A 22,168-nucleotide genomic window follows, 5' to 3' on the forward strand; every position below is an offset into this window, starting at 1 on the left:
ATGAGCTCGATTACTTCAAGAACGGCGGCATCCTGCAATACGTGCTGCGCGATCTTGCAGCTTAGGGAATAGGGGGCAGTAGGGAATAGAGACCCCTACTGCCTACTGCCTACCTTAGGCTTCCCAAACCGCGCCGCTGCCGCCAAAAGCACGCCGAGCATCACGCCGTTGAGGATGTGCCAGAGGAAGTGCGTTCCGAGAGGAAAGCTGCCGCAGATCACCGGGTCGATCATCCGGCAGATGACGGACACGACGAAGATCGCCGATCCCGCCAGATTATACCAGCCGGCGCGATTGCCGCTCACCGTCACCCAGACACCGAAGAAGGCGAGCGCCAGGAACGGCGGCAGATAGCCCGTCGTACCGTTCGACGCCTGGCGCAGCCAGTCCGGCACGGCAAGGGTTATCGCCCCGGCAAGCACATAGAAGGCAATGAAGATGGCAATGGCCTTGCCCCATCGCATGCCGAGGAAGCGGCGCAGATTGAACAGCGTGTAGGCCAGCGTGAAGCCGGCGATCGGCAGCACGTCGGCCCAGACTGTGCCCTTGGTGGCAAAGGTGTGGAAGATCGTCGAACCGATGCCGATCGCCACCACCCACCAGGCCAGCACCTCGGCGAAGGCGCCGGTGCCCAGCCTTCGTACCTCGCGCACGCCCCACAGGCCGGCGGCGATGAAGGCGAGGTTGGTCAGGGCGTTTACCGGTTCGGACCAGAATTCCGGGCCGATCCGCTCGCAATAGAGGTCGACTGGCGCCAAAAACGTTTGCCACATCGTGATTGCCGCCCGAATCGGTTTCTATCCTGAAGCGCAGATCCTTCCTATTGCGGGGTTGCGGTCGGCTGCAATGGCAAAATTTCACCGCAACGTGACTTCCCGTTGACTTCCGGTTCTGCCACATATTTTAGCAATCAAGATAAAGCCGGCACCACCGGCGGGAATCGGAATGGCCATGGCCTCGCGAAAATCATTGTGGCTGGCAGCTCTTGCGCTGGCCTTCTCGGCGTCTGCCGGCGCCGGGCATGCCGGCGAATCCGATCGCGCCCATGCCGACCGGGTCCAGATCGACAGGCCCCAGATCGACAGGCCATTGGGCGTGGTCGAACTGTTCACCAGCCAGGGCTGCAGTTCCTGCCCGCCGGCCGATACGCTGTTCTCCGAACTTGCCGCCAAGGAAGATATCGTCGCGCTCGCCTATCACGTCGACTATTGGGACTATCTCGGCTGGCAGGATACGCTGGGCCGCAAGGAGAACACCGAGCGGCAATACGACTACATGCGCGCCTTCGGCAGCCGCTCCGTCTATACGCCGCAGGCCGTTATCAATGGCCGTGTCCACGTCAACGGTGCCAGCCGCGGCGAGGTCGATGGCGCGCTCGCCCGCATGGCCAAGAGCGGCGAAGGCATGCGCGTCGCCGTCAAGGTCAGCCGCACCAGCGACCGTGTGACGATCGACGCTGGCGATGCCGGCAACGGCCCCAGCGACGCCCATGTCGTCATCGTCTATTTCGACCCGCCGCAGACGGTCAAGGTCGGCGAGGGCGAGAACACCGGCCGCAAGATGACCTACTGGAACGCCGTCACCGGGATACAGACCGCCGGCATGTGGCATGGCAAGGCACAACGCTACGAACTGCCGATGAGCGAGATTGCCAAAAAGGGCGGCTGCGCCGTGCTGCTGCAGTCGGTCGGCAAGGACGGCATGCCCGGTCCCATTCTCGGCGCCGCGTTCATCCACAAGCCTTAAGGCCTTCTTTCCTTCTCCCCTTGTGGGGCGAGCAGCCGGTTCGTCGAAGGCGAATTCATCGTGCCGGTGGCACGATGAAGGCCGGCGAACGCCGGGACGCTGCGAAGCAGCGCGGACCCGGCAGGGTGGATCGACTAACCACGCCCGGCCCTTCGCAGGCTCAGGGCGTTCGAAGCTCGAAAAGCCAAGCAATTGGCTTTTCGTTCGCTGCGCGAACCGCTTCTCACCCAATAAAAAACCGACGTCAGCTTGCTTCTGACGTCGGTCATTTAGGTTTTGGGATCGTCGCACCCGATTCTTCCGAAGAAGAACCGAGGTTGGTTCGATCCGACGCAGACCCGTGGGCGGGGGGCTTGGGGTTTACGAGCCGGTGCCGGACCGAACCGTCTCAGGCAACACCGGTAAATTCGTCGGACATTGGGGCATGAGCGCGGATAAAAAAAGGCAGAAATGTGGCGGAACATCACCAATTCCAACACGGCGTTTCATAAAAGTGACTGGACGTAACGGAAACAGCGCGGCGCGGGGCTCGGTTCGCTGGGCTTGCAATTCAGTCGCGAACACGCCAACTTTGGTTGGCAAAGATTCATTTTGAAGGATCGAGGCATGACCGATGACAGCGGCGGGACGGGGGATGGGGATGCATCCGCGATATTGATCCCGCTGCACGAGGCGCGACGCGAACGTCTCGATCAGCCGGTGCGGTTCGACCGCCGCGAGCTGGACCAGATCCTCAGGCTCTACGGCCGCATGGTCGCCGCCAATGAATGGCGCGACTACGCCATCGATCATCTTGCGGACCGCGCTGTGTTTTCCGTATTCCGCCGCACCAGCGAAGTGCCGCTGTTCCAGATCGTCAAGGATCCGAAACTGGCCCGCAAGCAGGGCGCTTTTGCCGTCATCGCCGCCGGCGGCCGCATCCTGAAGCGCGGCCAGGAACTCGGCCGCGTGCTTGGTGTGTTCGACAGCAAGCTGAAGCTGGTCGAAGCCTGAGCTGGGGAATTAGAGCAGGGGAATTGAAGAACTGGAGAATTGATGAATTGATGAAAAGGGCACTCGACGCCTGACGCTATCTTCTTCAATTCTTCAATTCTTCAATTCTTCAATTCTTCAGTTCCCCCTAAGGCGAAACTTCCGCTCCGGCAGCGATTCGGGATCGGGCGGCAGCGTCGCACCGCCATTCAGCGACAGCTGCATGAACACCGTGTCCAGCCAGCGCCCATGCTTGTAGCCGGAACCTTCAAGGCGTCCTGAATGGCGAAAGCCGAGCTTTTCGTGCAACCGCACCGAGGCGCTGTCGGGACGGCCATCGCCGATCACCGCGATGATCTGGCGAAAGCCCGCCGTCGTCACTGCCTCGATCAGGCTTTGCATCAGCTTGAGCCCGACGCCCTGGCTCTTGGCCTCGGGCGCGACATAGACCGAATCCTCGACGATGAAGCGATAGGCCGGGCGTGGCCGGAAGGCGCCGGCATAGGCGTAGCCGAGAACGGTGCCGTCCTTCTCCGCCACCAGGTAAGGAAAGCCGCCGGCCGTCAGGCTGTCGAATCGAACACCCATCTCCGCACGGCTCGGCGGCTCCAGCTCATAGCTCGCCGTGCCTCGGGTCACCGCATCGGCATAGATGTCCGTGACGCTGTCGAGGTCGGCCACCGTGGCGGGCCGGATCGCAATATTGCTCATTGTTTATGCACGCCATTTCTCTGCTCGCAATAACAGCAAAGGCCAAGACAAAAGAAAAGGGCGGCCGTTGGGCCGCCCTTCCGGAAGTTGATGGTCCAATGCCGCTTTAGCGGCGGTCGCCCATGAACTGCAGCAGGAACATGAACAGGTTGATGAAGTCGAGATAGAGCGTCAGAGCGCCCATGATCGCCTTGCGGCCGGCGACGTCGGAAGTGTCGCCCTCGAAATACATCTCCTTGATCTTCTGCGTGTCATAGGCGGTCAGGCCCGCGAAGACCAGCACGCCGATCGCCGACACGGCAAAGGACAGCGCCGACGACTGCAGGAAGATGTTGATCACCGACGCGATGATGATGCCGAACACGCCCATGATCAGGAACGAGCCCATCGCCGTCAGGTCGCGCTTGGTGGTGTAGCCGAACAGCGACAGCGCACCGAAGGCGGCGGCCGTGGCGAAGAAGGTCTGTGAGATGCTGGCCGTGGTGTAGACCAGGAAGATCGAAGACAGCGACAGGCCGACGAGACCAGCATAGACCCAGAACGTCGTCTGCGCCGCCGAAACGCTCATCGACTGAACGCGGAACGACAGGAACAGCACGGCAGCCAGCGGCGCCAGCATCACCACCCAGCGCAGCGGCGAGCCGAAGATCGCGTAGCCGAAGGAGGTCAGCATCTCGCCGCTTGGCAGCGTCGCGACAGCCGAAGCCGGATCGGTGGTGGTGGCCAGCATGATCGTGCCGATCGCGGCAAGACCAGTGATGAGGAGGCCAAGCCCCATCAGATTGTAGACCCTGATCATATAGGCGCGCAGGCCTTGATCGATGTCGGCACCGACGCTGACGCCGGGCACGGCGCGCGTCTGGTAGTTGCGAATGGGATCAGCCATTGTAGTCCTCTATTGCTTCTGCCCCGTCGGGTGTCAGGTCCTTCCGGACCCAGGCGCCGCTGGCAGGGCTCCAGCATGCCTGTGGCGAAATATGATGGTTATTCGCGTCAAGAACAAGTCCGTAACCGGATGTAACGGTTCGTGAGAGGGCGAAGTGCTGATTCCTCGGCTTTTCGGAGGGCTTTCTTACCAAGATTTAATCCAGGATGCCCATTTCCGGGCCTGTCGTCACAAATTGCGCAGCACCGGTGCTGCCTTGTGGCCGAGCACCCGCCAGGTGCCGGCAAGACCAATGCCGACCGTGATCACCAGCGAAAACAGAATGGTCGCCACTGCCACCTCGGGCATGAAATGCGACGGCAATGTCATGATGCGCGCGACGACGAACCAGGCCGCCGCACTGCCCGCCGCCAGCGCGAAGATGGCGGTGGCCAGTCCGATCAGCATGTATTCGAGCGAGAAGGCCGATATCAGCGTGGTGCGTGTCGCCCCCAGCGTCTTCAGCACCACCGCATCATGGATGCGCGCCCGGTTACCGGCGGCGAGCGCGCCGGCCAGCACCAGCACCGAAGCGATCAGCGCCACGCCGGCCGCGGCTCGGATCGCCGAGCCGAGCTGTCCGACCAGCCGGTTGACGACATCGAGCGCGTCCTTGACCCGCACCGTCGTCACCGCCGGGAAGGCGCGGGTGACGGCGTTGAGGATGCGGGCGTCGTCGGCCGTCGAGGTACTCTTTTCGGTCAGCGTCGCCATCCAGCCATGCGGGGCGCCCGCGAATGTGTTGGGCGAGAACACCATGACGAAATTGATGCCCATCGTCTCCCACTCGACCTGGCGGAAATTGGCGATCCTGGCGGTGACATTGCGTCCGAGCACGTTGACGGTGATGGTATCGCCGAGCTTCAGCCCGATCTCCTTGCCTTCCTGCGCCGAAAACGAAACCAGCGGCTCGCCGCTGTAATTTTCGGGCCACCAACTGCCCTCGGTCAACGTCGCGTTCTCCGGCTGCCTGGTGTCATAGGTCAGGCCGCGGTCGCCCCTCAGCACCCAGGCGCCTTCCGCCGGCACCTTCACCTTGTCGACATCGATACCGTTCAGCGCCATCACCCGGCCGCGCAGCATCGGCACCTTGGCCAGCACACCCTGCGGCGCCTGCTTGCCGATCAGCGCCGAGAACGACGCGACATCGGCGCTCTGGATGTCGACGAAGAAGAAGTTCGGCGCCCGTTCCGGCAGGCTGCCGGAGATCTGCCGCCTGAGATTGCCGTCGATTAGCGCCAGCGTCACCAGCAGCGTCAGGCCGAGCCCCAAGGACAGCACCACCGATGGCGTCAGCGCGCCTGGCCGATGGATGTTGCCGATAGCGAGCCTGAGCGCCACGAAGCGCACGCGCGGGCTCTTCCTGGCCGCCCATTGCACCAGTGCGCCGACCACGCGCAGCACCAGGAAGGCGAAGACGGTAGCGCCGACAAAGATCGAGGCGATGCGCTGGTCGCCGGAAAACAGAATGGCCAGCGCCGCCAGCAACAGCGCGATGCCTATGGCCGCCGCGACATAGGCGGGGCGCGGCAAGCTGCGGCCTTCCAGCCCCATCTCGCGAAACAGCGCGGTTGCCGGCACATCGCGGGCGCGGCCGAGCGGCAGCAGCGCGAAAGCCAACGTCACCAGCAGGCCGAACAGCGCCGCCATGCCCAGCGCGCCGGGATAGAAGCCGCCTGCGGCCGGCACCGGAATGACGGATTGCAAGGCCGCACTCGCTGCGAACGGCATCAGCGCGCCGAGCACAAGGCCCAGCACGATACCCAATGCGGCAATGATCAGGATCTGCACCAGATAGACGGCAAAGACGAAGCCGCCCGAAGCGCCCAGGCTCTTGAAGGTGGCGATCACGCCGCGCTTGCCGTCGAGATAGGCGCGCACCGCATTGGCGACGCCCACACCGCCGACCACCAGCGCCGTCAGCCCGACCAGGGTCAGGAACTGAGAGAAACGTTCAATGTTCGACGACAGCGCGGGCGCCGCGTTGCTGCGTGTGCGGATCGACCAGCCTGCTTCGGGGAAATCCGTGGCCGCCTGGTCCTGGACGCCCTTCAGTCGCGCCTCGTCGGCGTCTGCCGGTAGGCGGATCTTGTAGGCATTCTCGACCAGGCTGCCCGGCTGGATCAGTCCAGTGGCCGCCAGCCCGTCCGTCGAGATCATCAGCCTTGGCGCGAAGCCGAAACCGTCGGACACGGCGTCCGGTTCGGCGACCAGCCTGGCGCGCAGTTCGAAAGTGGCGGTGCCGAGCTTCAGCCGGTCGCCGATCTTGACATGCAGCCGCTCGAACAGGAGATCGGGTGCCGCCGCGCCGAAGACGCCGAACTCTTCGCCGAACAGTTCCTGTTTCGACAGTGCCGGCTCGGTCTCCAGCGCGCCATAGAGAGGATAGGCATGGTCGACCGCCTTGGCCTCGACCAGCGCCTGGTCGGATCCGTCGGCCAGACGCGCCATCGAACGCATGCTGGCGGTCCGGGAAACTGTGCCGAGCCCGTCAAGGAAGCTGCGCTCCGCCTGGCTGGCGTCACGCTGGTTGATCTCGAAGCGAAGGTCGCCGCCCAGCAGCGTCTGGCCCTGATTTGCGACACCGGCGGTGACCGAACGCGCCACCGAGTTGACGCCGCCGATGGCCGCGACGCCGAGCGCGATGCAGGCGAGAAAGATCAGGAAGCCGGACAGGCCGCCGCGCATCTCGCGCAACGAGAAGCGGACCGCGAGCCTCAACGTCCGGGACAGCGGCATCAGGCCGTCACCTTGACGGGCGCCGGCGCCTCGATCCGGCCCGAGCGCATCGATACCTGGCGCGAACAGCGTGCCGCGAGCGCCGGATCATGGGTCACCAGCACCAGTGTCATGCCGCGCTCGCCCGCTTTGGCAAACAGGAGGTCGGCGACCTGCCGCCCGGTCGCCTGGTCGAGATTGCCGGTCGGCTCGTCGGCGATCAAGATGCGCGGCGACGGCGCCAATGCGCGGGCGATCGCCACGCGCTGCTGCTCGCCGCCCGACAATTCGCCGGGATAGTGGGTGACGCGGTCGCTGAGGCCAACCGCCGCCAGCTCGCGCGCCGCCACCGAAAACGGATCGGCATGGCCGGCCAGTTCCAGCGGCACCGCGACATTTTCGAGCGCCGTCATGTTGGGAATGAGATGAAAGGACTGGAACACGATGCCAATGTTTCGGCCTCGAAACGAAGCAATCTGGTCCTCGCTTTTGCCGTTGAGCAACTCACCAGCGATTCGGACCGTACCCGAATCGACCCTTTCCAGGCCTGCCAGGACCATCAGCAATGTCGACTTGCCGGAGCCCGAAGGCCCGACGATGCCGGTCGCCTCCCCGGTCGCCACATCAAGGCTGACACCCTTCAGCACATGGACCGATGAAGCGCCCTCGCCAAGGGTCAGGGATACATCTTTCAGCGCGATGACGGCTTCTGTCAAAATGAAATCGTCCTATAATCTGGGAGGCTCTGCTTGCCGGAAGCCGTCGACTGAAGAATTCCTAGCTCATATGGGGCCTGCCGCATGTCTTTCAAACGCAGTATTGCCGCAGGCCTCATGGTTTTCCTCGCCATTTGCGGCGCCATGCCGTCAGCGCGTGCCGAGCCGTTCAAAATCGTCGGCTTCGGCGACAGCCTGACGGCGGGCTATGGCCTTGGGACTGACCAGGGCTTTACCGACAGGCTGCAGGCTGCCCTTCGCGCCAAAGGCCATGATGTGAGCGTCGCCAACGCCGGCGTTTCCGGCGACACGACGAGCGGTGGCCTGGCGCGGCTCGACTGGTCGGTGCCCGACGGCACGCAACTGGTCATCCTCGAACTCGGCGCCAACGACATGCTGCGCGGCGTTTCGCCCGACATCACCAGGAAGAACCTCGACGAGATGCTGAGCAAGCTGAAGCAGCGCAAGATTGCCGTGCTTCTGGCCGGCATGCGTGCCGCACCCAATCTCGGCCCCGACTACCAGAATGCGTTCGACGCCATTTTTCCGGACCTGGCGAAGAAATACGAAGTCGTGCTCTACCCGTTCTTTCTCGACGGCGTCGCCGGCCAGCCCGGCATGCAACTCGAGGACGGCCTGCATCCGAGCGTTGAAGGCGTCGACCAGATGGTCGAACGCATCCTGCCGACGGTCGAGAAGGCGATCGCTGCAGTGTCGGGCGATTCCTAGCGGATTGGAACTGTTTCCGCGCAGGGGGCTTTTAACAGGGACTGTGGCCAACAAACCTCTTGCTCCGTTTGACTATCGATGATTCGCTGGGGATGACAGTTCGATTCGAGGAAGGGAGGCTCATCATGCCGCGTCTTTTCACCGCCCTCGAAATTCCGCGTGACGCTGCCCTTTCGCTGTCCCTGCTGCGGGGCGGCTTGCCGGGAGCCCGCTGGATCGATGTCGAAAACTACCATCTGACGCTGCGCTTCATCGGCGATGTCCCCGGCCATGTCGCCGACGAGATCGCCAACGCGCTCGACCGCGTCCACCGCCCTTCCTTCTCGCTGGCCCTGTCCGGCGTCGGCGCTTTCGGCCAGAAGAAGCCGCATGCGGTGTGGGCCGGCGCTTCCGCCTCGCCCGGTCTGGCCGCCCTTCAGGGCGAGATCGACCGCATCTGCCAGCGGCTCGGCATCCCGGCCGATCCCCGCAAGTTCATGCCGCATGTCACGCTGGCACGCTTACGCAATTCGACCCCGCTGGACGTCGCCCAATATCTGTCGGCGCGCGGCAATTTCTCGACGCTGCCGTTCCGCATCGGCCGTTTCGTGCTGATGTCGTCGCGCGATTCGGTCGGCGGCGGACCCTACATCGTCGAGGAAGCCTGGCCGCTGTCAGGCACGGACGCCCGCGCCTCCAGCCTTGTCGCCAGCGCCTCCGACGCCTCGCGGATCATGCGGTAGGCGGAAGCGAAGGCTTCTGCCTCGTCATGATAAGGATCCGGCACGTCGCGTGCCTTTCCCTGCGCGAACTCCAGGAACAGATGGATGCGGTCCTGCACGGCTGCCGGCGCCAGCGCCTTCAGGTCGGCGACATTCGACCGGTCCATGCCGAGGATCAGGTCGAAACGGTGGAGGTCCTGCGGCGTGACCTTGCGCGCCCTCTGTCCGGAAATGTCGACGCCGTGCCGCACCGCGATCGCGATCGCGCGTCGATCGGGGGCAGAGCCGGCCTCCCAGTCACTGGTTCCCGCTGAATCGAGCAGGATATCCCGGGTCGACCCGCGCTCGGCCCAAACCGCGCGGAAGACACCTTCCGCCAGCGGCGACCGGCAGATATTGCCGAGGCAGACGAAGAGAATGGAGTTTATGGGCTTCGCGCTCATCGATCCGTCGCTATGGTGAGGGTCGTTTTCGAATAGCACAGGATATGGACATGGCGAGAGAGAAACTGGGCAGGCAAGCCGCTGAAGCCGCATTGACCGGTCTTGACGGCTGGGCGCTGGCGGTAGACGGCGCTTCCATCAAGCGCACATTCACCTTCGCGAATTTCTCCGAGGCTTTCGCCTTCATGACCCGCGTCGCGCTTGCCGCCGAGACGATGGACCATCATCCCGACTGGTCGAATGTCTACAAGACCGTCGATGTGACGCTGAACACTCACGACGCCGGCGGCGTCACCGCGCTCGATATCGATCTGGCCAAGAAAATGAACCGTTTTGCCGGCGCCTGAGGCCTGGTATCGCCTCGACAAGCCCAAATCGGCACCGGCATCTTGTAGCCGGGGTCGGGTTTCACCACATTTTCCCCCGCGGGCATGCGCCGGATGCGCATGGGCGCTCGCAAGGAGACACTGATGGCGCAACAATCCGGTTTTGATTTCTTCGGCTTTGGCGGCAAGCTGGCAGACGAGAGCGAAGTGCGCGAGAAATTCTGGCGCACAGCCAAGAAGGCCGCGCGGCAGATCCCCTACATGGAAGAGGTCGTGGCCGCCTACTACTGCGCCATGGACAAGAACACGCCGCTGCGCGCCAAAGGCATTCTGCTCGCCGCACTCGGTTATTTCGTGCTGCCGGTGGATGTCATCCCCGATTTCGTCTTCGGGCTTGGCTTCACCGACGACATCGCCGTGCTCACCGCCGCGATCACCGCCGTCAGTGCCCACATCACCACTGCGCACCGGCAGGCCGCCAGAGACGCCATGGCCGACAAGGGCTGAACTCGCGCACGGAACGCCGTTGAAGCCGGCTTTCTGCGGCAGCGTAAAAAGTCAAACTCTTGCCGCTTTCGTGGCCTCCAAGTCGCCAAAGGGATGTCGCGCCAGCCGCTCGCAAGGCGGCGGCGCGGGAATGGCGGCGGTTTCCTCGGGTGAGTATCCTTTTCTCTTCGGAAATTCACCGTTTGGTAACCCAGATTAAATCAAAATGAAGCGACGGGCAGGACGCCAAGCCGGCCTGCCTCCGCACCATTTGGAATACGGGAAAAGCGATGCGCGGATTAATTGCACTAGTTTCGAGCCTGGTCCTGGTGGCCGTGGCAGCGCCGGCGCTGGCGCAGTCGGCGACCAAGATCGGCCAGCACAATGCCTGGGGCACCTACAGTTACCAGGCATCGGGCGGCAAGGTCTGCTATGTCCTGACCGTGCCGACCGACAAGCAGCCGCCGACGCTCGACCATGGCGACATGTTCTTCTTCGTCAGCCAGCGGCCCGGCCAGCAAGTGTCCTACGAGCCGCAATTCATTGCCGGCTACAATTTCCAGGACGGCTCCAAGGCCACCGTGACCATCGACAAGAAGACGTTTTCGATGTTCACCCGCGGCAAATCGGCCTGGGTCGAGAATGCCGCCGAGGAGCCGGTGCTGATCGCCGCCATGAAGACCGGCACCGACATGAAGGTGACGGCGAAGTCCGGCCGCGGCAATCCCACCTCCTATGTCTTCTCGCTGAAAGGTATTTCGGCAGCGCTGACGTCGATTGCCAAGTGCAAATAGGCAAGGAGTGCAAGCACGCACTTCGCTTTGAATGAAAGGCCGGGCCGCAAAGCCCGGCCTTTTGCTTTCAGCCTTGCGCCGATCCCGGCCCGGCCTCCGCCCGCCGCCGCCGGATCGCCTCGGCGATGAAAACACGCGACAGCGCGTGGTAGAGCGGTTCGTGCGAGATCATCCGCGCCGTACCGTAGCCCAGCATCGAGGCCAGCATCAGCGCGATGACATTGTCGTGATTGCCGGTCATCTCCAGGATGATGACGAAGGCCGTCATCGGCGCCTGCACCACCCCGGCGAAATAGCCGGCCATGCCGAGCAGTGCCGCAGCCCCCGTGCTGGCGCCGAAGAGGAGGCCGAGCGAACTGCCGATGCCGGCGCCGACCGCCAGCGAGGGCGCGAAGATGCCGCCCGGAATGCCCGAGATCATCGACAGCAGTCCCGCCAGGAACTTTTCGGCAAAGAAGAACCATGGCAGCGGCGTGCCTTCGACGGCGCCCCGTGCCTGCACGTAACCGGTGCCGAAGGTCAGCCCGCCCGAGGCGATGCCGATCACTGCAACCAGCAGCCCGCAGACGGCCGCGACCAGCAAAGCGCGCTGCAAAGGCTGCCCAGTGTTCCAGCGCCGGATCCGGCGTGTCGCCTTCAACGCCAGCAGCGAAAACAGCGCGCCGAGCCCGCCGCCGATGACGCCGCAGGCGATCACCAGCGGCCACTCGGCGGCAAACGAGATCGTGTCCTTGGCGACGCCGAAATAGGTGTAGTTGCCGAGCAGGCCGAGCGAGGCGAGGCCGGCCAGGATCACCGCCGTCAGCACCAGCCCGTTGGTACGCGCCTCGTAGGTGCGGCCCATCTCCTCGATGGCGAAGACGATGCCGGCCAGCGGCGTGTTGAAGGCGGCGGCGATACCGGCGGCCGACCCGGCCAGGATCAGGCCCCGCGCCTGCACCATGCCGCCCCAGCGCGCCGCCTGCAGCATCAGCGACGCGCCGACCTGCACGGTCGGACCCTCGCGGCCGATCGAGGCGCCGCAGAACAGGCCGACGATGGTGAGCATGATTTTGCCGACCACCAGCTTGAGGGACAGGATATGACTTCGGTCCTCGTCGTCGCGAAGATGGCGGGCGGCGATCGCCTGCGGAATGCCGCTGCCTTGCGAGCCGGGAAAGAAGGTGTGGGCAAGCCAGGCGCACAGCACGAAACCCAACGGCGTAACGGCAAGCGGCAGATAGAAACGCCAGCCGCCTCCGTCTCCTGTCATCAGGTGAAACAGTTCCTGCGCCCTGTCCGCCAGCACCGCGAACAGCACGCTGATCACACCGATGCCAAGCGCCCCGGCCCAGAACACCAGGCGCGGCTGCCACACCCGCCGTGAGCCCCACATCGCGCGCGAACGCCGCAGCATGGGATATCTTCGCGATGTGCCGGCCATGTCTGTCCTCGAGCGGGGAGTATCGAGCCCTAACACGTGCAGGCCAGAGGTTAAACCGGCACAACCCATGACTCTGCCCTCAACCTGTGCTATGCGCCGCGCTTCCTTTCCGGCACGATGCGTGAAATCGGCCGCAAACCGCTTATATCAGTGCAACCATGACCCTTTCATTCGATCTCACCACTGACGGCGCCCGCGACGCGTTGCGGGCCCGCGCGGCACAGCCCGAAAAGCCGTCGCTGATCGGCCTGACGCGGGTCGAACTCGCCGAGGCTCTGGTTGCATCAGGCACCGTGCCCGAGCGCCAGGCGAAAATGCGTGCCCAGCAGCTGTGGCACTGGATGTATGTGCGCGGCGTCTCCGATTTCGCCGGCATGTTCAACATTTCCAAGGATCTGCGCGCCGAGTTGGACAAGCATTTCACCGTCGCCAGGCCCGAGATCGTCGAGGAGCAGATTTCCGCCGACGGCACGCGAAAGTGGCTGTTCCGCTTTCCGCCGCGCGGCGCCGGTCGGCCGGTCGAGATCGAGACGGTCTACATTCCCGAAGAGGGTCGCGGCACGCTGTGCATCTCCTCGCAGGTGGGCTGCACGCTGACCTGCTCGTTTTGCCACACCGGCACGCAGAAGCTGGTGCGCAATCTGACGGCTGAGGAGATCCTCGCCCAGCTGCTCACCGCCCGCGACCGGCTCGGCGATTTTCCCGACCGCGACACGCCCGACGGCGCCATCGTGCCGGCCGAGGGCCGCAAAGTGTCCAACATCGTCATGATGGGAATGGGCGAACCGCTTTACAATTTCGAAGCGGTCAAGAAGGCGCTGCTGATCGCTTCCGACGGTGACGGCCTTTCCTTGTCGAAGCGCCGCATCACGCTGTCGACCTCCGGCGTCGTGCCGGAAATCTTCCGCACCGGCGAAGAGATCGGCGTCATGCTGGCGATCTCGCTGCATGCCACCAATGACGATCTGCGCGACCTGCTGGTGCCGATCAACAAGAAGTATCCGCTCAACGAACTGATCGCCGCCTGCCGCGCCTATCCCGGCCTGTCCAACGCCAAGCGCATCACCTTCGAATACGTGATGCTGAAGGACGTCAACGATTCCATCGAGGACGCCAAGGGACTGATCAAGCTGCTCAAGGGCATTCCGGCCAAGATCAATTTGATCCCGTTCAACCCGTGGCCGGGCACCAACTACCAGTGCTCGGACTGGGAGACGATCGAGAAATTCGCCGATTACATCAACAATGCCGGCTATGCCTCGCCGATCCGCACGCCGCGCGGCCGCGACATCCTCGCCGCCTGCGGCCAGCTCAAATCCGACTCCGAGCGCATGCGCAAGGTCGACCGGCTGGCGCTGGAAGCGATGATGATAGCGGGGCACGGCGAGGCGTGAGCCGCCCCGTCGCCTGGCTAAGACGCTTCGCCATCATGGCGGTCGGCTATGTCGCCGCGGTGCTGACTTCGATCCTGGTGCCGGTGCTGCTGATCGCTCTTCTGGAAGGCATCGAGGACGGCAATTGGTCCATCATTTTCGCCTTCGACTGGCTGGGCTCGTTCCCGCTCGCCGTGTTGACCGTGATGATCGGCGCGCTGTTGATCGTCGGTCCGGCGCTCTTCGTCGCCGAACGGTTTTCGCTGCGGGGATGGTTCTATTTCGCCGCCACGGGTGCGATCACGTCCATCGCCTTTGGCGTATCCATGCCGCGCTCGGCCAGCAGCTTTGTCTTCAATCCGGGCTTTCTGGGTTTTCTCGCCACCGCCGGCATCGCCGCCGGTTCGGTCTACTGGCTTCTGGCTGGACGCAGATCCGGCACGCGACAGACTCTGGGCCGGGATTGATGGCGCGTCTCGTCGGTTACCTCGTCCGTTTCACCGTCATCCTGTTCGGCTATGCCGTCGCCTCGCTGGCGGCGAGCGCCTTCCTCAATATCCTGTTGCTGGCATCGCTCGGCTACACGCCGGAGCATGCGCATCCGACGGCGACGGCTTCCCTGTATTTCTCAATTCCCTTCGCCGCCCTGTTCGTCGCCTATTTCGCCCTGATGCCGGCCTCTGTCGTCATCCTGCTCGCCGAAATCCTCGGCCGGCGCGACTGGCTGTTCTATGCGCTGGCAGGCGCGGTGGTTGCCGGTGTTTTCCTCGGGCTTGCCGACCACAGCGATGACACCGCCTTCGTCGTCAGGGACACCAGCGCCATCATGGCCGTGATCGGCAGCGGCATGGTCGGTGGTATCTTTTATTGGCTCAGCGCCGGGCGCTGGGCCGCAAGCTGGTGGCAAGGCGAACCAGACTCAAAAGAAGATGGCCAGACAGGATGACGGCGCCTACTTCGCCTGGGCCGTCAGGATCTTGAGGGCGAAGGCGGAGAACACGCCGGCAAACAGATAGTCGACCACCCGCGTGACGCGCGGGCTGGCCTTCATCGCCGCCGAAAACTTTTCCGCCGCCAGCACCATCGGTACCGTCACCGGCACCGACAGCACGATGAACATCAGCCCAAGGAAAAACAGCTTTCCCGGTGCGTTCGGATCATGCGCGGAGACGAACTGCGGCAGGAAGGTCATGAAGAACAGGATGATCTTGGGGTTGAGCAGGTTGACGCCGAGGCCCGCCGCCCAGCTGCGCAACAGCGAAATCTCGGGGCCTGTCTTCTTCTCCGGCGAAAAGGCCGAGCCCCTGGTGATTGCCTGCCAGGCCAGGAAGACGAGGTAACCGGCACCAAAGATCTTCAGCACGAAGAAAGCCATCGGCGAGGCGACGATCAGCGCCGAGACACCGACCACCACCAGCGTGGTGTGGATCAGCGTGCCGCACAGCGCGCCGGCCATCGAGGCAAAGCCGGTGGCACGGCCCTGGCTCAGCGTACGCGAGACGAACAGGGTCATGTCCGGACCCGGCGTAATCGCCAGGATGACCGTGGCGATGGCGAACTGGATCAGCGTGGCGGTGTCTGGAATGAACGACATGAGCGGCCCCAAGGGATTGGGAGGCCTATACAGGATGCGCCATGACGATGCCAGACACAGCAGCGACCTGATCTCGATCCAGAGGCGTCTGCAATGCATTCGCTGGACGGCGGCCGCGGCGTCCTATGCCTGCCTGCTCAGCCGCATCCTCGCCGGCTCCTCCGCGACGAGTTGATCGTTGCGGACATCGGCGTCCCCGGTGATCTGGTCGATCGGCTTGGGCCGGCCGAGGAAATAGCCTTGCGCCTCGTTGCAGCCTTCGACTTGCAGGATGGTGAGCTGGACATGCGTCTCGACGCCTTCGGCAAGCACCGGAATGTCGAGGCTGCGGCCCAGCGTCAGCACCGCCCGGATGATGGCCTTGGCCTGCGGGCTTCGTTCGACGTCCGCCATGAATGAGCGGTCGAGCTTGATCTTGTCGAAGGGAAACGAGCGCAGCGTGTCGAGCGACGAATAGCCGGTGCCGAAATCGTCGATCGCGATCGTCACCCCCAGCGCCTTGATCTGGCGCAGGACATGCAGCGTACGCACCTTGTCGGCGACGATCGTCGATTCGGTCAGCTCCAGCTCCAGCCGTTTCGGCGACAGCCCGGTCTCGATCAGGATCTGATGGACGAGCTTGGCGAGATCGGCATGGGCGAACTGTACCGGCGACAAATTGACCGCGATCTTGTGGCCATTGCCCCACGATGCCGCCTGCCGGCACGCGGTCCGCAGCACCCATTCGCCGATCGCCATGATCGAGCCGTTCTCTTCGGCAATCGGGATGAATTCGACGGGCGGGATCATGCCATGCACGGGATGGGTCCAGCGCAGCAGCGCCTCGTAACCGCAGGTGGCGCCGGTCGGGACCGAGGTCTGCACCTGATAGTGCAGCGAAAGCTCGCCGCGGTCGATCGCCTGGCGAAGGTCGGTGGCCAAGGCGCGGCGCGCCCGCGCCGTCTCGTCCATGGCGGATTCGTAGAAGCAGACGGCCCGCGTGACGTCGTTCTTCGCCCGGTACATGGCAAGATCGGCATTGCTGACCAGCCGCTCGCGATCGGCCCCGTCGCGCGGATAGACGGCGACGCCGATGCTGGCGCCGGCGGCGATTTCAAAATCGTCGAGCCGCAACGGCTCGAACAGGGATTTCTCCAGCCGCGAGACCAGCCCGAGAAGGTCCTTCTGATCCTTGAAGCGCTTGATGGCGGCGAACTCGTCACCGCCGAGCCGGGCGACGAATTCGCCCTCGCCGATGAGTCTCGACAGCCTGCGGGCGACGATCTTGAGCGCCTGGTCGCCGGCCGCATGCCCCCTGAGGTCGTTGATCTCCTTGAAGCGGTCGAGATCGATGACGATGACCGCCGTCATTGTGTCCTCGCCCTCGCATGCCCGGTCGATCTCATGGTCGAGGCGGTCGTTGAAGGAAACCCGGTTGGGAAGGCCGGTAAGGGCGTCGTTGAGGGCGAGATGCTGAAGCCGCTCGAAACTCTCCAGACGGCCACGCTCATCGATCAGATAGCTGGCGAAGCCGGTGGCCGCGACGATCAGGCCGACCACGGCGACGGCGACCGCCATTGCCACCAGAATATCGGGATTGGTGCCTGTGCTGATGAAGGACAGCGGCGTCACCGCCACCGCGGCCATAGCCGTGAAATGCAGGCCGACGATCGCCAGCACCAGCAGCCCGATGGCGAGATAATGCGACCAGCGGTATGGCCGGCGCACGGCATGGCCGACGGCCAAGGCGGAGAACACGGCCGAGATGACCAGTGAGGCCACGACATAGGAGCCGTCCCATTCGACGATGCCGGCAACGTGATAAGCCATCATGCCGGTGTAGTGCATGGCCGAGATCGCCAGGCCGACGACGATGCCGCCCCATTCCGGAGCCAGGCGCCGGCTCTTGCCGGATGCGAGGGTGAAGCCCAGCCCGGTGCCGATGATGGCGATGACCAGGGATGCCATGGTCAGGACCGGATCGAAGGTGATCGGCGCGCCGGGCTGGTAGGCCAGCATGGCGATGAAATGGGTGCACCAGATCGACGAGCCGGCGGCAACCGCGGTCAGGAACAGCCAGCCCTTCATCTGCACGCCGGTGGTTTTCCTCGAACGGTCGAAGAGGCCGATCGTCACCCAGCAGCCGGTGACGCACATCAGCGCCGCCAGCAGGACAAGCCACAGATTATGCTCCATGGCGATGCATGATATAACGCGCATCAAGAACGGCCCGAGTCCGAGGACACCCACGACAAAGCAGGCAAGAAGCCGCCCGGAACGTGGTCAAGGCGGCTTTGTCGTAAGTGTTAGCGGCACGGCGTGAAAACTTGATTAAGTCCCTCCAGCAAATGCAGCCTTTGATTGCAGCAGATTGTTTTCGCTGCCGGCCGCCCCCGGCCATGCGCTGGACCAGAAGCCGTGCATGCACGCGTGCTTGCTCGCTCTGCCGTTCCTGCTAAAAGGCGCTGCGACAATCCGTGACGCCCAGGCTGGGGCGTCCGCCATCCACGGAGTAGAAATGTCCAAGGCCAAAGACGTCAAAAAAGTCGTGCTTGCCTATTCAGGCGGTCTCGACACATCCATCATCCTGAAATGGCTGCAGACTGAACTCGGCGCCGAAGTCGTGACTTTCACCGCCGATCTCGGCCAGGGCGGCGAACTCGAGCCGGCCCGTCGCAAGGCCGAGATGATGGGCATCAAGGACATCCGCATCGTCGACGTGCGCGAGGAATTCGTCGCCGACTTCGTCTTCCCGATGTTCCGCGCCAACACCGTCTATGAAGGCACCTACCTGCTCGGCACCTCGATCGCCCGGCCGCTGATCTCCAAGCATCTGGTCGAGATCGCCCGGGAAACCGGCGCCGACGCGATTGCGCATGGCGCCACCGGCAAGGGCAACGATCAGGTTCGCTTCGAGCTCTCGGCTTACGCACTGAACCCCGACATCAAGGTCATCGCGCCGTGGCGCGACTGGTCGTTCAAGTCGCGTACCGACCTGATGAATTTCGCCGAGCAGCACCAGATCCCGGTGCCGAAGGATAAAAAGGGCGACGCACCTTTCTCGGTCGACGCCAACCTCTTGCATTCGTCCTCCGAGGGCAAGGTGCTGGAAGACCCGTGGGTGGAGCCGCCCGAATTCGTCCACCAGCGCACAGTGTCGCCGATGGAGGCGCCTGATACCGTCACCGAGATCGAGATCGAATTCCTGAAGGGCGATCCGATCGCGCTGAACGGCAAGAAATTGTCGCCGGCGACCATGCTGGCGGCACTCAACGATCTTGGCCGCGACAATGGCATCGGCCGGCTCGACCTGGTCGAGAACCGCTTCGTCGGCATGAAGTCGCGCGGCGTCTACGAAACGCCAGGCGGCACCATCCTGATATCAGCCCACCGGGCCATCGAATCGATCACGCTCGACCGAGGTGCGGCCCACCTCAAGGACGAGTTCATGCCGCGTTACGCCGAGCTGATCTACAACGGCTTCTGGTTCGCGCCCGAACGGCTGATGCTGCAGGCGATGATCGACAAGAGCCAGGAAGACGTCGAGGGCACGGTGCGGCTCAAGCTCTACAAGGGCAACGTCATGGTCACCGGCCGCAAGTCGAAGAAGACGCTTTACTCCGATGCGCTGGTCACTTTCGAGGACGACCGTGGCGCCTATGACCAGAAGGACGCCGCCGGCTTCATCCGCCTCAATGCACTGCGGCTGAGAACGCTGGCAGCGCGCAACCGCGCCAAGTAGGGCGGATGCGCGGTTTCGGTCGCTGCCTGGCGCCGCTGGTTGTTCTGGCGACGCCGGCGGCCAGCCAGGAGTTCGACCCCGCCTCTCTTGACCTTCCCGCGCTGATCGAGTGCAGGGCGGACGTTCCGACCTACAACGACTTTGCCCTGTGGCTGTCCAGCGCACCGGGTGCCGTTGAAACGCTTGGCTGGAAGGAGGTTGCCTCGGGCAATCCGTTTCTCAGCCAATACGAACTGCCGGCCAAGATCCGCGTGTTCAACCGCGAGACGGGATCGATCGTGTTTACCGCAGCCGGGCCGATGGCCGTGCTCGACGGCATTGCCGCTCCAGACCTTGCCAAGGAGCTCAATGTCATTGCCGTTTTTTCGACGCCGGGAAAATTCCTTGGCGACAAGGTCGTTGTCCAAAGCACCGAAGAGACGGAAGGACTGACCTTCTCCACGGACATCAAGCTCAACGTCTCGACCGTCGATTCACACCCCGGCAAGACGCTGGCCGGCTGCTCCTACACGCTCGAAATCAAATAAAAACCCGGCATTCGCGCCGGGTTTTCGATCAAGTCAGAAATGGCCGGGGCCTTCTGCCCGGTGCATGGTTCGTCAATCGCCGTCGATCGCCGTGGCAATGCGGGCGATGGCCTGCTGATAGACGCTCGCGGAATTCCAGCCGGCAATCGCGCCCATATTCGCACTCGCGCTCGCGCCCGCCCGCCAGCCATGGCCCTTGAGGAAGTTGGCGGTGGAAGCCAGCGCCGTGCCCTTGTCGCGCAGGTTTCCGCCGCCGACGCCATATTTCAGGACGTTTCCTGGCAGGAACTGCGTGTGTCCGATCTCGCCATGCGCGGCGCCAACCGACGAGGCTGACAACGCCCCGCGATCGACCAGCTTCAGGGCTGCAATGGCATGCGGGTAAAAGAACCCCGGGCGGCGGCAATCATATGCAAGCGTCAAAATGGCAGAGACGGTGTTCTGGTTGCCCATGGCCGAACCGAAGCCGGTTTCCATACCCCAGATGGCGAGCAACACGCCCGGCGACACGCCGTAATTCGCTTCGATCTTGGCGAACAGCGCCGCATTCGACTTTTTCAGCGACCGGCCCTTGGAAATAATCGCCGCGCCGCCGCGCCGCCGCATGAAATCGTCCACCGAGCCGCTGAAAGCCTTGTGAATGCCGCGGTCGACGGAGATCGTCTTAGTCGCGTAGTTCGCCCCGGCCAGAGCGGCCAGCCCCTTGGCGCCTACACCTTCCGACCTGGCCTGCGCGGCAAAATCCTGCTTCCAGGCCTCAAAGCCGGCGCCGGTCTTGCCGCAGCTGGCCGCTGCCTGTGCGCCCGTCGCCAGCGCAAGCACCGCCACCACGGCCGCTGCAAACATCTTTCCCTTGGCAAGAATTGCCATGTTGTTCTCCTGGTTGCCTGAATCACGTCCCAATTGCGAACTTGCCAGCGAAACGCGCACTTGTCACTGTCACCGCTGCAATGCTGGCGAATGCCGTGGAATTTGCCTAGGATCAAGTGATTATTGTGGCAAGGGGGCTGCATGCAAGACGTTGATGTCGTCATCATCGGTGCCGGCTCGGCGGGTCTTGCCGCCGCCAGGACCCTGCAGGCGGCGGGGATTTCCTTCACGCTGCTCGAAGCGATGGACCGAATCGGCGGGCGAGCCTGGACCAGCGACCAGCATTTCGGCGTGCCTTTCGACATCGGCTGCGCCTGGCTGCATGCCGCCGACCGCAATCCCTATTTTCCCGAAGCCCAGGCGGCAGGCTGGACGTTGCATCATCACGACATGAACGTCGATCATCTCTACTACCGCGAGCGCAAGGCGAGCGAAGCGGAAGAAGCCGACATGAAGGCCGCCGACGCAAAGCTGTTCGAACTGCTGGCCAGGCATGAAGTGAAGGACGGAGATGACGATCGTCTTTCGGCGCTTTTGGCAAGAGGCCATGCGCCGCGCGCCGCCGCCACCTTCGCCGGGCCGATGGATTTCGGTGCCGACGAGGACGAAATCTCGATCCTGGACTTCCAGGCCGCGGCCGATCTCGACCCGAACTACTTCAGCAAGGAGGGCCTTGGCGCGCTGGTGGCGCGTTTCGGCGCCGGCGTGCCGGTCGAACTGTCGACGCCGGTGCGCAAGATCCTGTGGGACGTGCCCGGCGTCGCCTGCGTCACCGATCGCGGCACCGTCCGCGCCAAAGCGGTGATCGTAACCGCTTCGCCGGCGGTGCTCGCCTTCGAGGAGATCGCGTTCTCGCCGGCCCTGCCCGACACGCATTTCGGCGCCTTCTTCGACCTGCCGATGGGCATGCTGACGAAATTGCCGGTCGAAATATCGGGCACCAGGCTCGGGCTGCAGCCCTTCGACGACCTGCTGATCGAACGGATGGCCAGGCACGACATCTATTTCCTCTGCTTCCCGTTCGACCTTGACCTGATGGTCGGCTTCGTCGGCGGCGATTTCGCCTGGGAAATGTCGGCGGCCGGCGAGGCGGCCGGCATCGACTTCGTCGTCGACCGGCTGTGTGGCATCTTCGGCGGCGATACGCGCAAGCATGTCGGACGCGCAATGATGACCAATTGGGGCAGCGAGCGCTTCGTGCGCGGCGCATATGCCGCGGCCCGCCCCGGCCGTTCACTGGCGCGCGCCGCACTCATGCAGCCGGTGGCCGATAAGATTTTCTTCGCCGGCGAGCACCTGGCCGGTCCTCTGATGCAGACCTGCGGCGGCGCACGGCTGTCGGGCGAGGCGGTGGCAAGACAGGTTGTCGCCCAGCTTGCGGCCAAATAGCTTC

Annotated in this window: 23 protein-coding genes; 13 read left to right on the plus strand and 10 right to left on the minus strand. The window is 63.8% G+C overall.

The window, feature by feature from the left end; translation table 11 throughout:
• Positions 1–95: 95 nt before the first annotated feature.
• Entirely contained in the window at positions 96–773 is a 678-nt protein-coding gene (locus tag EOB49_RS22720; protein WP_127382288.1) for a ceramidase domain-containing protein, read from the minus strand.
• A 172-nt stretch (positions 774–945) separates the two neighbouring features.
• On the opposite strand from EOB49_RS22720, the gene EOB49_RS22725 reads away from it, so the two are divergent.
• Together EOB49_RS22725 and EOB49_RS22730 are read left to right on the plus strand one after the other, a co-directional pair.
• Positions 946–1,746 carry a thioredoxin family protein gene (locus tag EOB49_RS22725; RefSeq protein ID WP_127269003.1) on the plus strand — a complete coding sequence of 267 codons (801 nt, stop codon included), beginning with the start codon at positions 946–948 and terminating at the stop codon, positions 1,744–1,746.
• Positions 1,747–2,352: 606 nt separating this feature from the next.
• Positions 2,353–2,739, plus strand: a complete 387-nt coding sequence (locus EOB49_RS22730; protein WP_127269004.1) for a DUF2794 domain-containing protein — start codon at positions 2,353–2,355, stop codon at positions 2,737–2,739.
• Positions 2,740–2,856: 117 nt separating this feature from the next.
• Here the strand turns inward: EOB49_RS22730 and EOB49_RS22735 are convergent, their stop codons facing one another.
• From EOB49_RS22735 to EOB49_RS22750, 4 genes are all read right to left on the minus strand, one after another.
• Positions 2,857–3,429, minus strand: a complete 573-nt coding sequence (locus EOB49_RS22735; protein WP_127382289.1) for a GNAT family N-acetyltransferase — start codon at positions 3,427–3,429, stop codon at positions 2,857–2,859.
• Positions 3,430–3,535: 106 nt separating this feature from the next.
• Positions 3,536–4,315 (minus strand): Bax inhibitor-1/YccA family protein, encoded by a 780-nt coding sequence (locus EOB49_RS22740; protein ID WP_127271172.1) that lies wholly within the window; start codon positions 4,313–4,315, stop codon positions 3,536–3,538.
• A 228-nt stretch (positions 4,316–4,543) separates the two neighbouring features.
• Positions 4,544–7,093 carry an ABC transporter permease gene (locus tag EOB49_RS22745; protein WP_127382290.1) on the minus strand — a complete coding sequence of 850 codons (2,550 nt, stop codon included), beginning with the start codon at positions 7,091–7,093 and terminating at the stop codon, positions 4,544–4,546.
• Positions 7,093–7,788 (minus strand): ABC transporter ATP-binding protein, encoded by a 696-nt coding sequence (locus EOB49_RS22750; RefSeq protein WP_127382291.1) that lies wholly within the window; start codon positions 7,786–7,788, stop codon positions 7,093–7,095. The genes EOB49_RS22745 and EOB49_RS22750 overlap by 1 nt, the downstream gene beginning before the upstream one ends.
• Positions 7,789–7,872: 84 nt before the next feature.
• On the opposite strand from EOB49_RS22750, the gene EOB49_RS22755 reads away from it, so the two are divergent.
• The gene (locus EOB49_RS22755; RefSeq protein ID WP_127382292.1) at positions 7,873–8,517 is read left to right on the plus strand and encodes an arylesterase; all 645 of its coding nucleotides are present in this window, start codon (positions 7,873–7,875) and stop codon (positions 8,515–8,517) included.
• Between the two features lie 125 nt (positions 8,518–8,642).
• Positions 8,643–9,239: an RNA 2',3'-cyclic phosphodiesterase gene (gene thpR / locus EOB49_RS22760; protein WP_127382293.1), complete on the plus strand. Its 597-nt coding sequence runs from the start codon at positions 8,643–8,645 to the stop codon at positions 9,237–9,239.
• Here thpR and EOB49_RS22765 read toward each other — a convergent pair.
• The gene (locus tag EOB49_RS22765) at positions 9,143–9,661 is read right to left on the minus strand and encodes a low molecular weight protein-tyrosine-phosphatase (RefSeq protein ID WP_127322076.1); all 519 of its coding nucleotides are present in this window, start codon (positions 9,659–9,661) and stop codon (positions 9,143–9,145) included. The two genes, thpR and EOB49_RS22765, sit on opposite strands and share 97 nt — an antisense overlap.
• 50 nt (positions 9,662–9,711) lie before the next feature.
• Between EOB49_RS22765 and EOB49_RS22770 the strand changes: the two genes are divergently transcribed.
• From EOB49_RS22770 to EOB49_RS22780, 3 genes are all read left to right on the plus strand, one after another.
• A complete protein-coding gene (locus EOB49_RS22770) occupies positions 9,712–10,008 on the plus strand; it encodes a 4a-hydroxytetrahydrobiopterin dehydratase (RefSeq protein WP_127322075.1) in 297 nt (98 codons plus the stop codon).
• A 123-nt stretch (positions 10,009–10,131) separates the two neighbouring features.
• Positions 10,132–10,494, plus strand: coding sequence for a YkvA family protein (locus tag EOB49_RS22775; RefSeq protein WP_127322074.1), 363 nt, complete (start codon positions 10,132–10,134; stop codon positions 10,492–10,494).
• A gap of 269 nt (positions 10,495–10,763) precedes the next feature.
• Positions 10,764–11,267 (plus strand): invasion associated locus B family protein, encoded by a 504-nt coding sequence (locus tag EOB49_RS22780; protein ID WP_127268363.1) that lies wholly within the window; start codon positions 10,764–10,766, stop codon positions 11,265–11,267.
• A gap of 67 nt (positions 11,268–11,334) precedes the next feature.
• On the opposite strand, the gene EOB49_RS22785 is transcribed toward EOB49_RS22780, so the two are convergent.
• Positions 11,335–12,690, minus strand: coding sequence for a chloride channel protein (locus EOB49_RS22785; protein ID WP_127382294.1), 1,356 nt, complete (start codon positions 12,688–12,690; stop codon positions 11,335–11,337).
• Positions 12,691–12,848: 158 nt separating this feature from the next.
• Here EOB49_RS22785 and rlmN point away from each other — a divergent pair, with 158 nt between their 5' ends.
• From rlmN to EOB49_RS22800, 3 genes are read left to right on the plus strand one after another with little or no spacing between them, the layout of a single operon-like run.
• On the plus strand, positions 12,849–14,084 hold the full coding sequence (gene rlmN / locus EOB49_RS22790; protein ID WP_127321010.1) for a 23S rRNA (adenine(2503)-C(2))-methyltransferase RlmN: 1,236 nt from the start codon (positions 12,849–12,851) through the stop codon (positions 14,082–14,084).
• Entirely contained in the window at positions 14,081–14,530 is a 450-nt protein-coding gene (locus EOB49_RS22795) for a hypothetical protein (protein ID WP_127321011.1), read from the plus strand. The genes rlmN and EOB49_RS22795 overlap by 4 nt, the downstream gene beginning before the upstream one ends.
• Positions 14,530–15,009 carry a hypothetical protein gene (locus EOB49_RS22800; protein ID WP_127321012.1) on the plus strand — a complete coding sequence of 160 codons (480 nt, stop codon included), beginning with the start codon at positions 14,530–14,532 and terminating at the stop codon, positions 15,007–15,009. The genes EOB49_RS22795 and EOB49_RS22800 overlap by 1 nt, the downstream gene beginning before the upstream one ends.
• Before the next feature lie 6 nt (positions 15,010–15,015).
• Here EOB49_RS22800 and EOB49_RS22805 read toward each other — a convergent pair whose 3' ends face one another.
• Both EOB49_RS22805 and EOB49_RS22810 read right to left on the minus strand, forming a co-directional pair.
• Positions 15,016–15,657: a LysE family translocator gene (locus EOB49_RS22805; protein WP_127321013.1), complete on the minus strand. Its 642-nt coding sequence runs from the start codon at positions 15,655–15,657 to the stop codon at positions 15,016–15,018.
• Between the two features lie 123 nt (positions 15,658–15,780).
• The gene (locus EOB49_RS22810) at positions 15,781–17,856 is read right to left on the minus strand and encodes a bifunctional diguanylate cyclase/phosphodiesterase (protein ID WP_245463646.1); all 2,076 of its coding nucleotides are present in this window, start codon (positions 17,854–17,856) and stop codon (positions 15,781–15,783) included.
• A 298-nt stretch (positions 17,857–18,154) separates the two neighbouring features.
• On the opposite strand from EOB49_RS22810, the gene EOB49_RS22815 reads away from it, so the two are divergent.
• Both EOB49_RS22815 and EOB49_RS22820 read left to right on the plus strand, forming a co-directional pair.
• Positions 18,155–19,378, plus strand: a complete 1,224-nt coding sequence (locus tag EOB49_RS22815; RefSeq protein WP_127382295.1) for an argininosuccinate synthase — start codon at positions 18,155–18,157, stop codon at positions 19,376–19,378.
• A 5-nt stretch (positions 19,379–19,383) separates the two neighbouring features.
• The gene (locus tag EOB49_RS22820) at positions 19,384–19,905 is read left to right on the plus strand and encodes a hypothetical protein (protein WP_127382296.1); all 522 of its coding nucleotides are present in this window, start codon (positions 19,384–19,386) and stop codon (positions 19,903–19,905) included.
• A gap of 72 nt (positions 19,906–19,977) precedes the next feature.
• On the opposite strand, the gene EOB49_RS22825 is transcribed toward EOB49_RS22820, so the two are convergent.
• Entirely contained in the window at positions 19,978–20,775 is a 798-nt protein-coding gene (locus tag EOB49_RS22825) for a lytic transglycosylase domain-containing protein (RefSeq protein WP_127271186.1), read from the minus strand.
• Positions 20,776–20,916: 141 nt separating this feature from the next.
• Between EOB49_RS22825 and EOB49_RS22830 the strand changes: the two genes are divergently transcribed.
• Positions 20,917–22,164 (plus strand): NAD(P)/FAD-dependent oxidoreductase, encoded by a 1,248-nt coding sequence (locus EOB49_RS22830; protein ID WP_127382297.1) that lies wholly within the window; start codon positions 20,917–20,919, stop codon positions 22,162–22,164.
• The last annotated feature ends 4 nt before the right edge of the window (positions 22,165–22,168 follow it).

The sequence above is a fragment of the Mesorhizobium sp. M7A.F.Ca.MR.148.00.0.0 genome (assembly GCF_003997735.1).
GTDB lineage: Bacteria > Pseudomonadota > Alphaproteobacteria > Rhizobiales > Rhizobiaceae > Mesorhizobium.

Bases quoted from the DNA above. Each gene is read 5' to 3' on its own strand.
- EOB49_RS22720 (WP_127382288.1), bottom strand. From the start codon at position 773: ATGTGGCAAACGTTTTTGGCGCCAGTCGACCTCTATTGCGAGCGGATC.
- EOB49_RS22725 (WP_127269003.1), top strand. From the start codon at position 946: ATGGCCATGGCCTCGCGAAAATCATTGTGGCTGGCAGCTCTTGCGCTG.
- EOB49_RS22730 (WP_127269004.1), top strand. From the start codon at position 2,353: ATGACCGATGACAGCGGCGGGACGGGGGATGGGGATGCATCCGCGATA.
- EOB49_RS22735 (WP_127382289.1), bottom strand. From the start codon at position 3,429: ATGAGCAATATTGCGATCCGGCCCGCCACGGTGGCCGACCTCGACAGC.
- EOB49_RS22740 (WP_127271172.1), bottom strand. From the start codon at position 4,315: ATGGCTGATCCCATTCGCAACTACCAGACGCGCGCCGTGCCCGGCGTC.
- EOB49_RS22745 (WP_127382290.1), bottom strand. From the start codon at position 7,093: ATGCCGCTGTCCCGGACGTTGAGGCTCGCGGTCCGCTTCTCGTTGCGC.
- EOB49_RS22755 (WP_127382292.1), top strand. From the start codon at position 7,873: ATGTCTTTCAAACGCAGTATTGCCGCAGGCCTCATGGTTTTCCTCGCC.
- thpR (WP_127382293.1), top strand. From the start codon at position 8,643: ATGCCGCGTCTTTTCACCGCCCTCGAAATTCCGCGTGACGCTGCCCTT.
- EOB49_RS22765 (WP_127322076.1), bottom strand. From the start codon at position 9,661: ATGAGCGCGAAGCCCATAAACTCCATTCTCTTCGTCTGCCTCGGCAAT.
- EOB49_RS22770 (WP_127322075.1), top strand. From the start codon at position 9,712: ATGGCGAGAGAGAAACTGGGCAGGCAAGCCGCTGAAGCCGCATTGACC.
- EOB49_RS22775 (WP_127322074.1), top strand. From the start codon at position 10,132: ATGGCGCAACAATCCGGTTTTGATTTCTTCGGCTTTGGCGGCAAGCTG.
- EOB49_RS22780 (WP_127268363.1), top strand. From the start codon at position 10,764: ATGCGCGGATTAATTGCACTAGTTTCGAGCCTGGTCCTGGTGGCCGTG.
- EOB49_RS22785 (WP_127382294.1), bottom strand. From the start codon at position 12,690: ATGGCCGGCACATCGCGAAGATATCCCATGCTGCGGCGTTCGCGCGCG.
- rlmN (WP_127321010.1), top strand. From the start codon at position 12,849: ATGACCCTTTCATTCGATCTCACCACTGACGGCGCCCGCGACGCGTTG.
- EOB49_RS22800 (WP_127321012.1), top strand. From the start codon at position 14,530: ATGGCGCGTCTCGTCGGTTACCTCGTCCGTTTCACCGTCATCCTGTTC.
- EOB49_RS22805 (WP_127321013.1), bottom strand. From the start codon at position 15,657: ATGTCGTTCATTCCAGACACCGCCACGCTGATCCAGTTCGCCATCGCC.
- EOB49_RS22810 (WP_245463646.1), bottom strand. From the start codon at position 17,856: ATGCGCGTTATATCATGCATCGCCATGGAGCATAATCTGTGGCTTGTC.
- EOB49_RS22815 (WP_127382295.1), top strand. From the start codon at position 18,155: ATGTCCAAGGCCAAAGACGTCAAAAAAGTCGTGCTTGCCTATTCAGGC.
- EOB49_RS22820 (WP_127382296.1), top strand. From the start codon at position 19,384: ATGCGCGGTTTCGGTCGCTGCCTGGCGCCGCTGGTTGTTCTGGCGACG.
- EOB49_RS22825 (WP_127271186.1), bottom strand. From the start codon at position 20,775: ATGGCAATTCTTGCCAAGGGAAAGATGTTTGCAGCGGCCGTGGTGGCG.
- EOB49_RS22830 (WP_127382297.1), top strand. From the start codon at position 20,917: ATGCAAGACGTTGATGTCGTCATCATCGGTGCCGGCTCGGCGGGTCTT.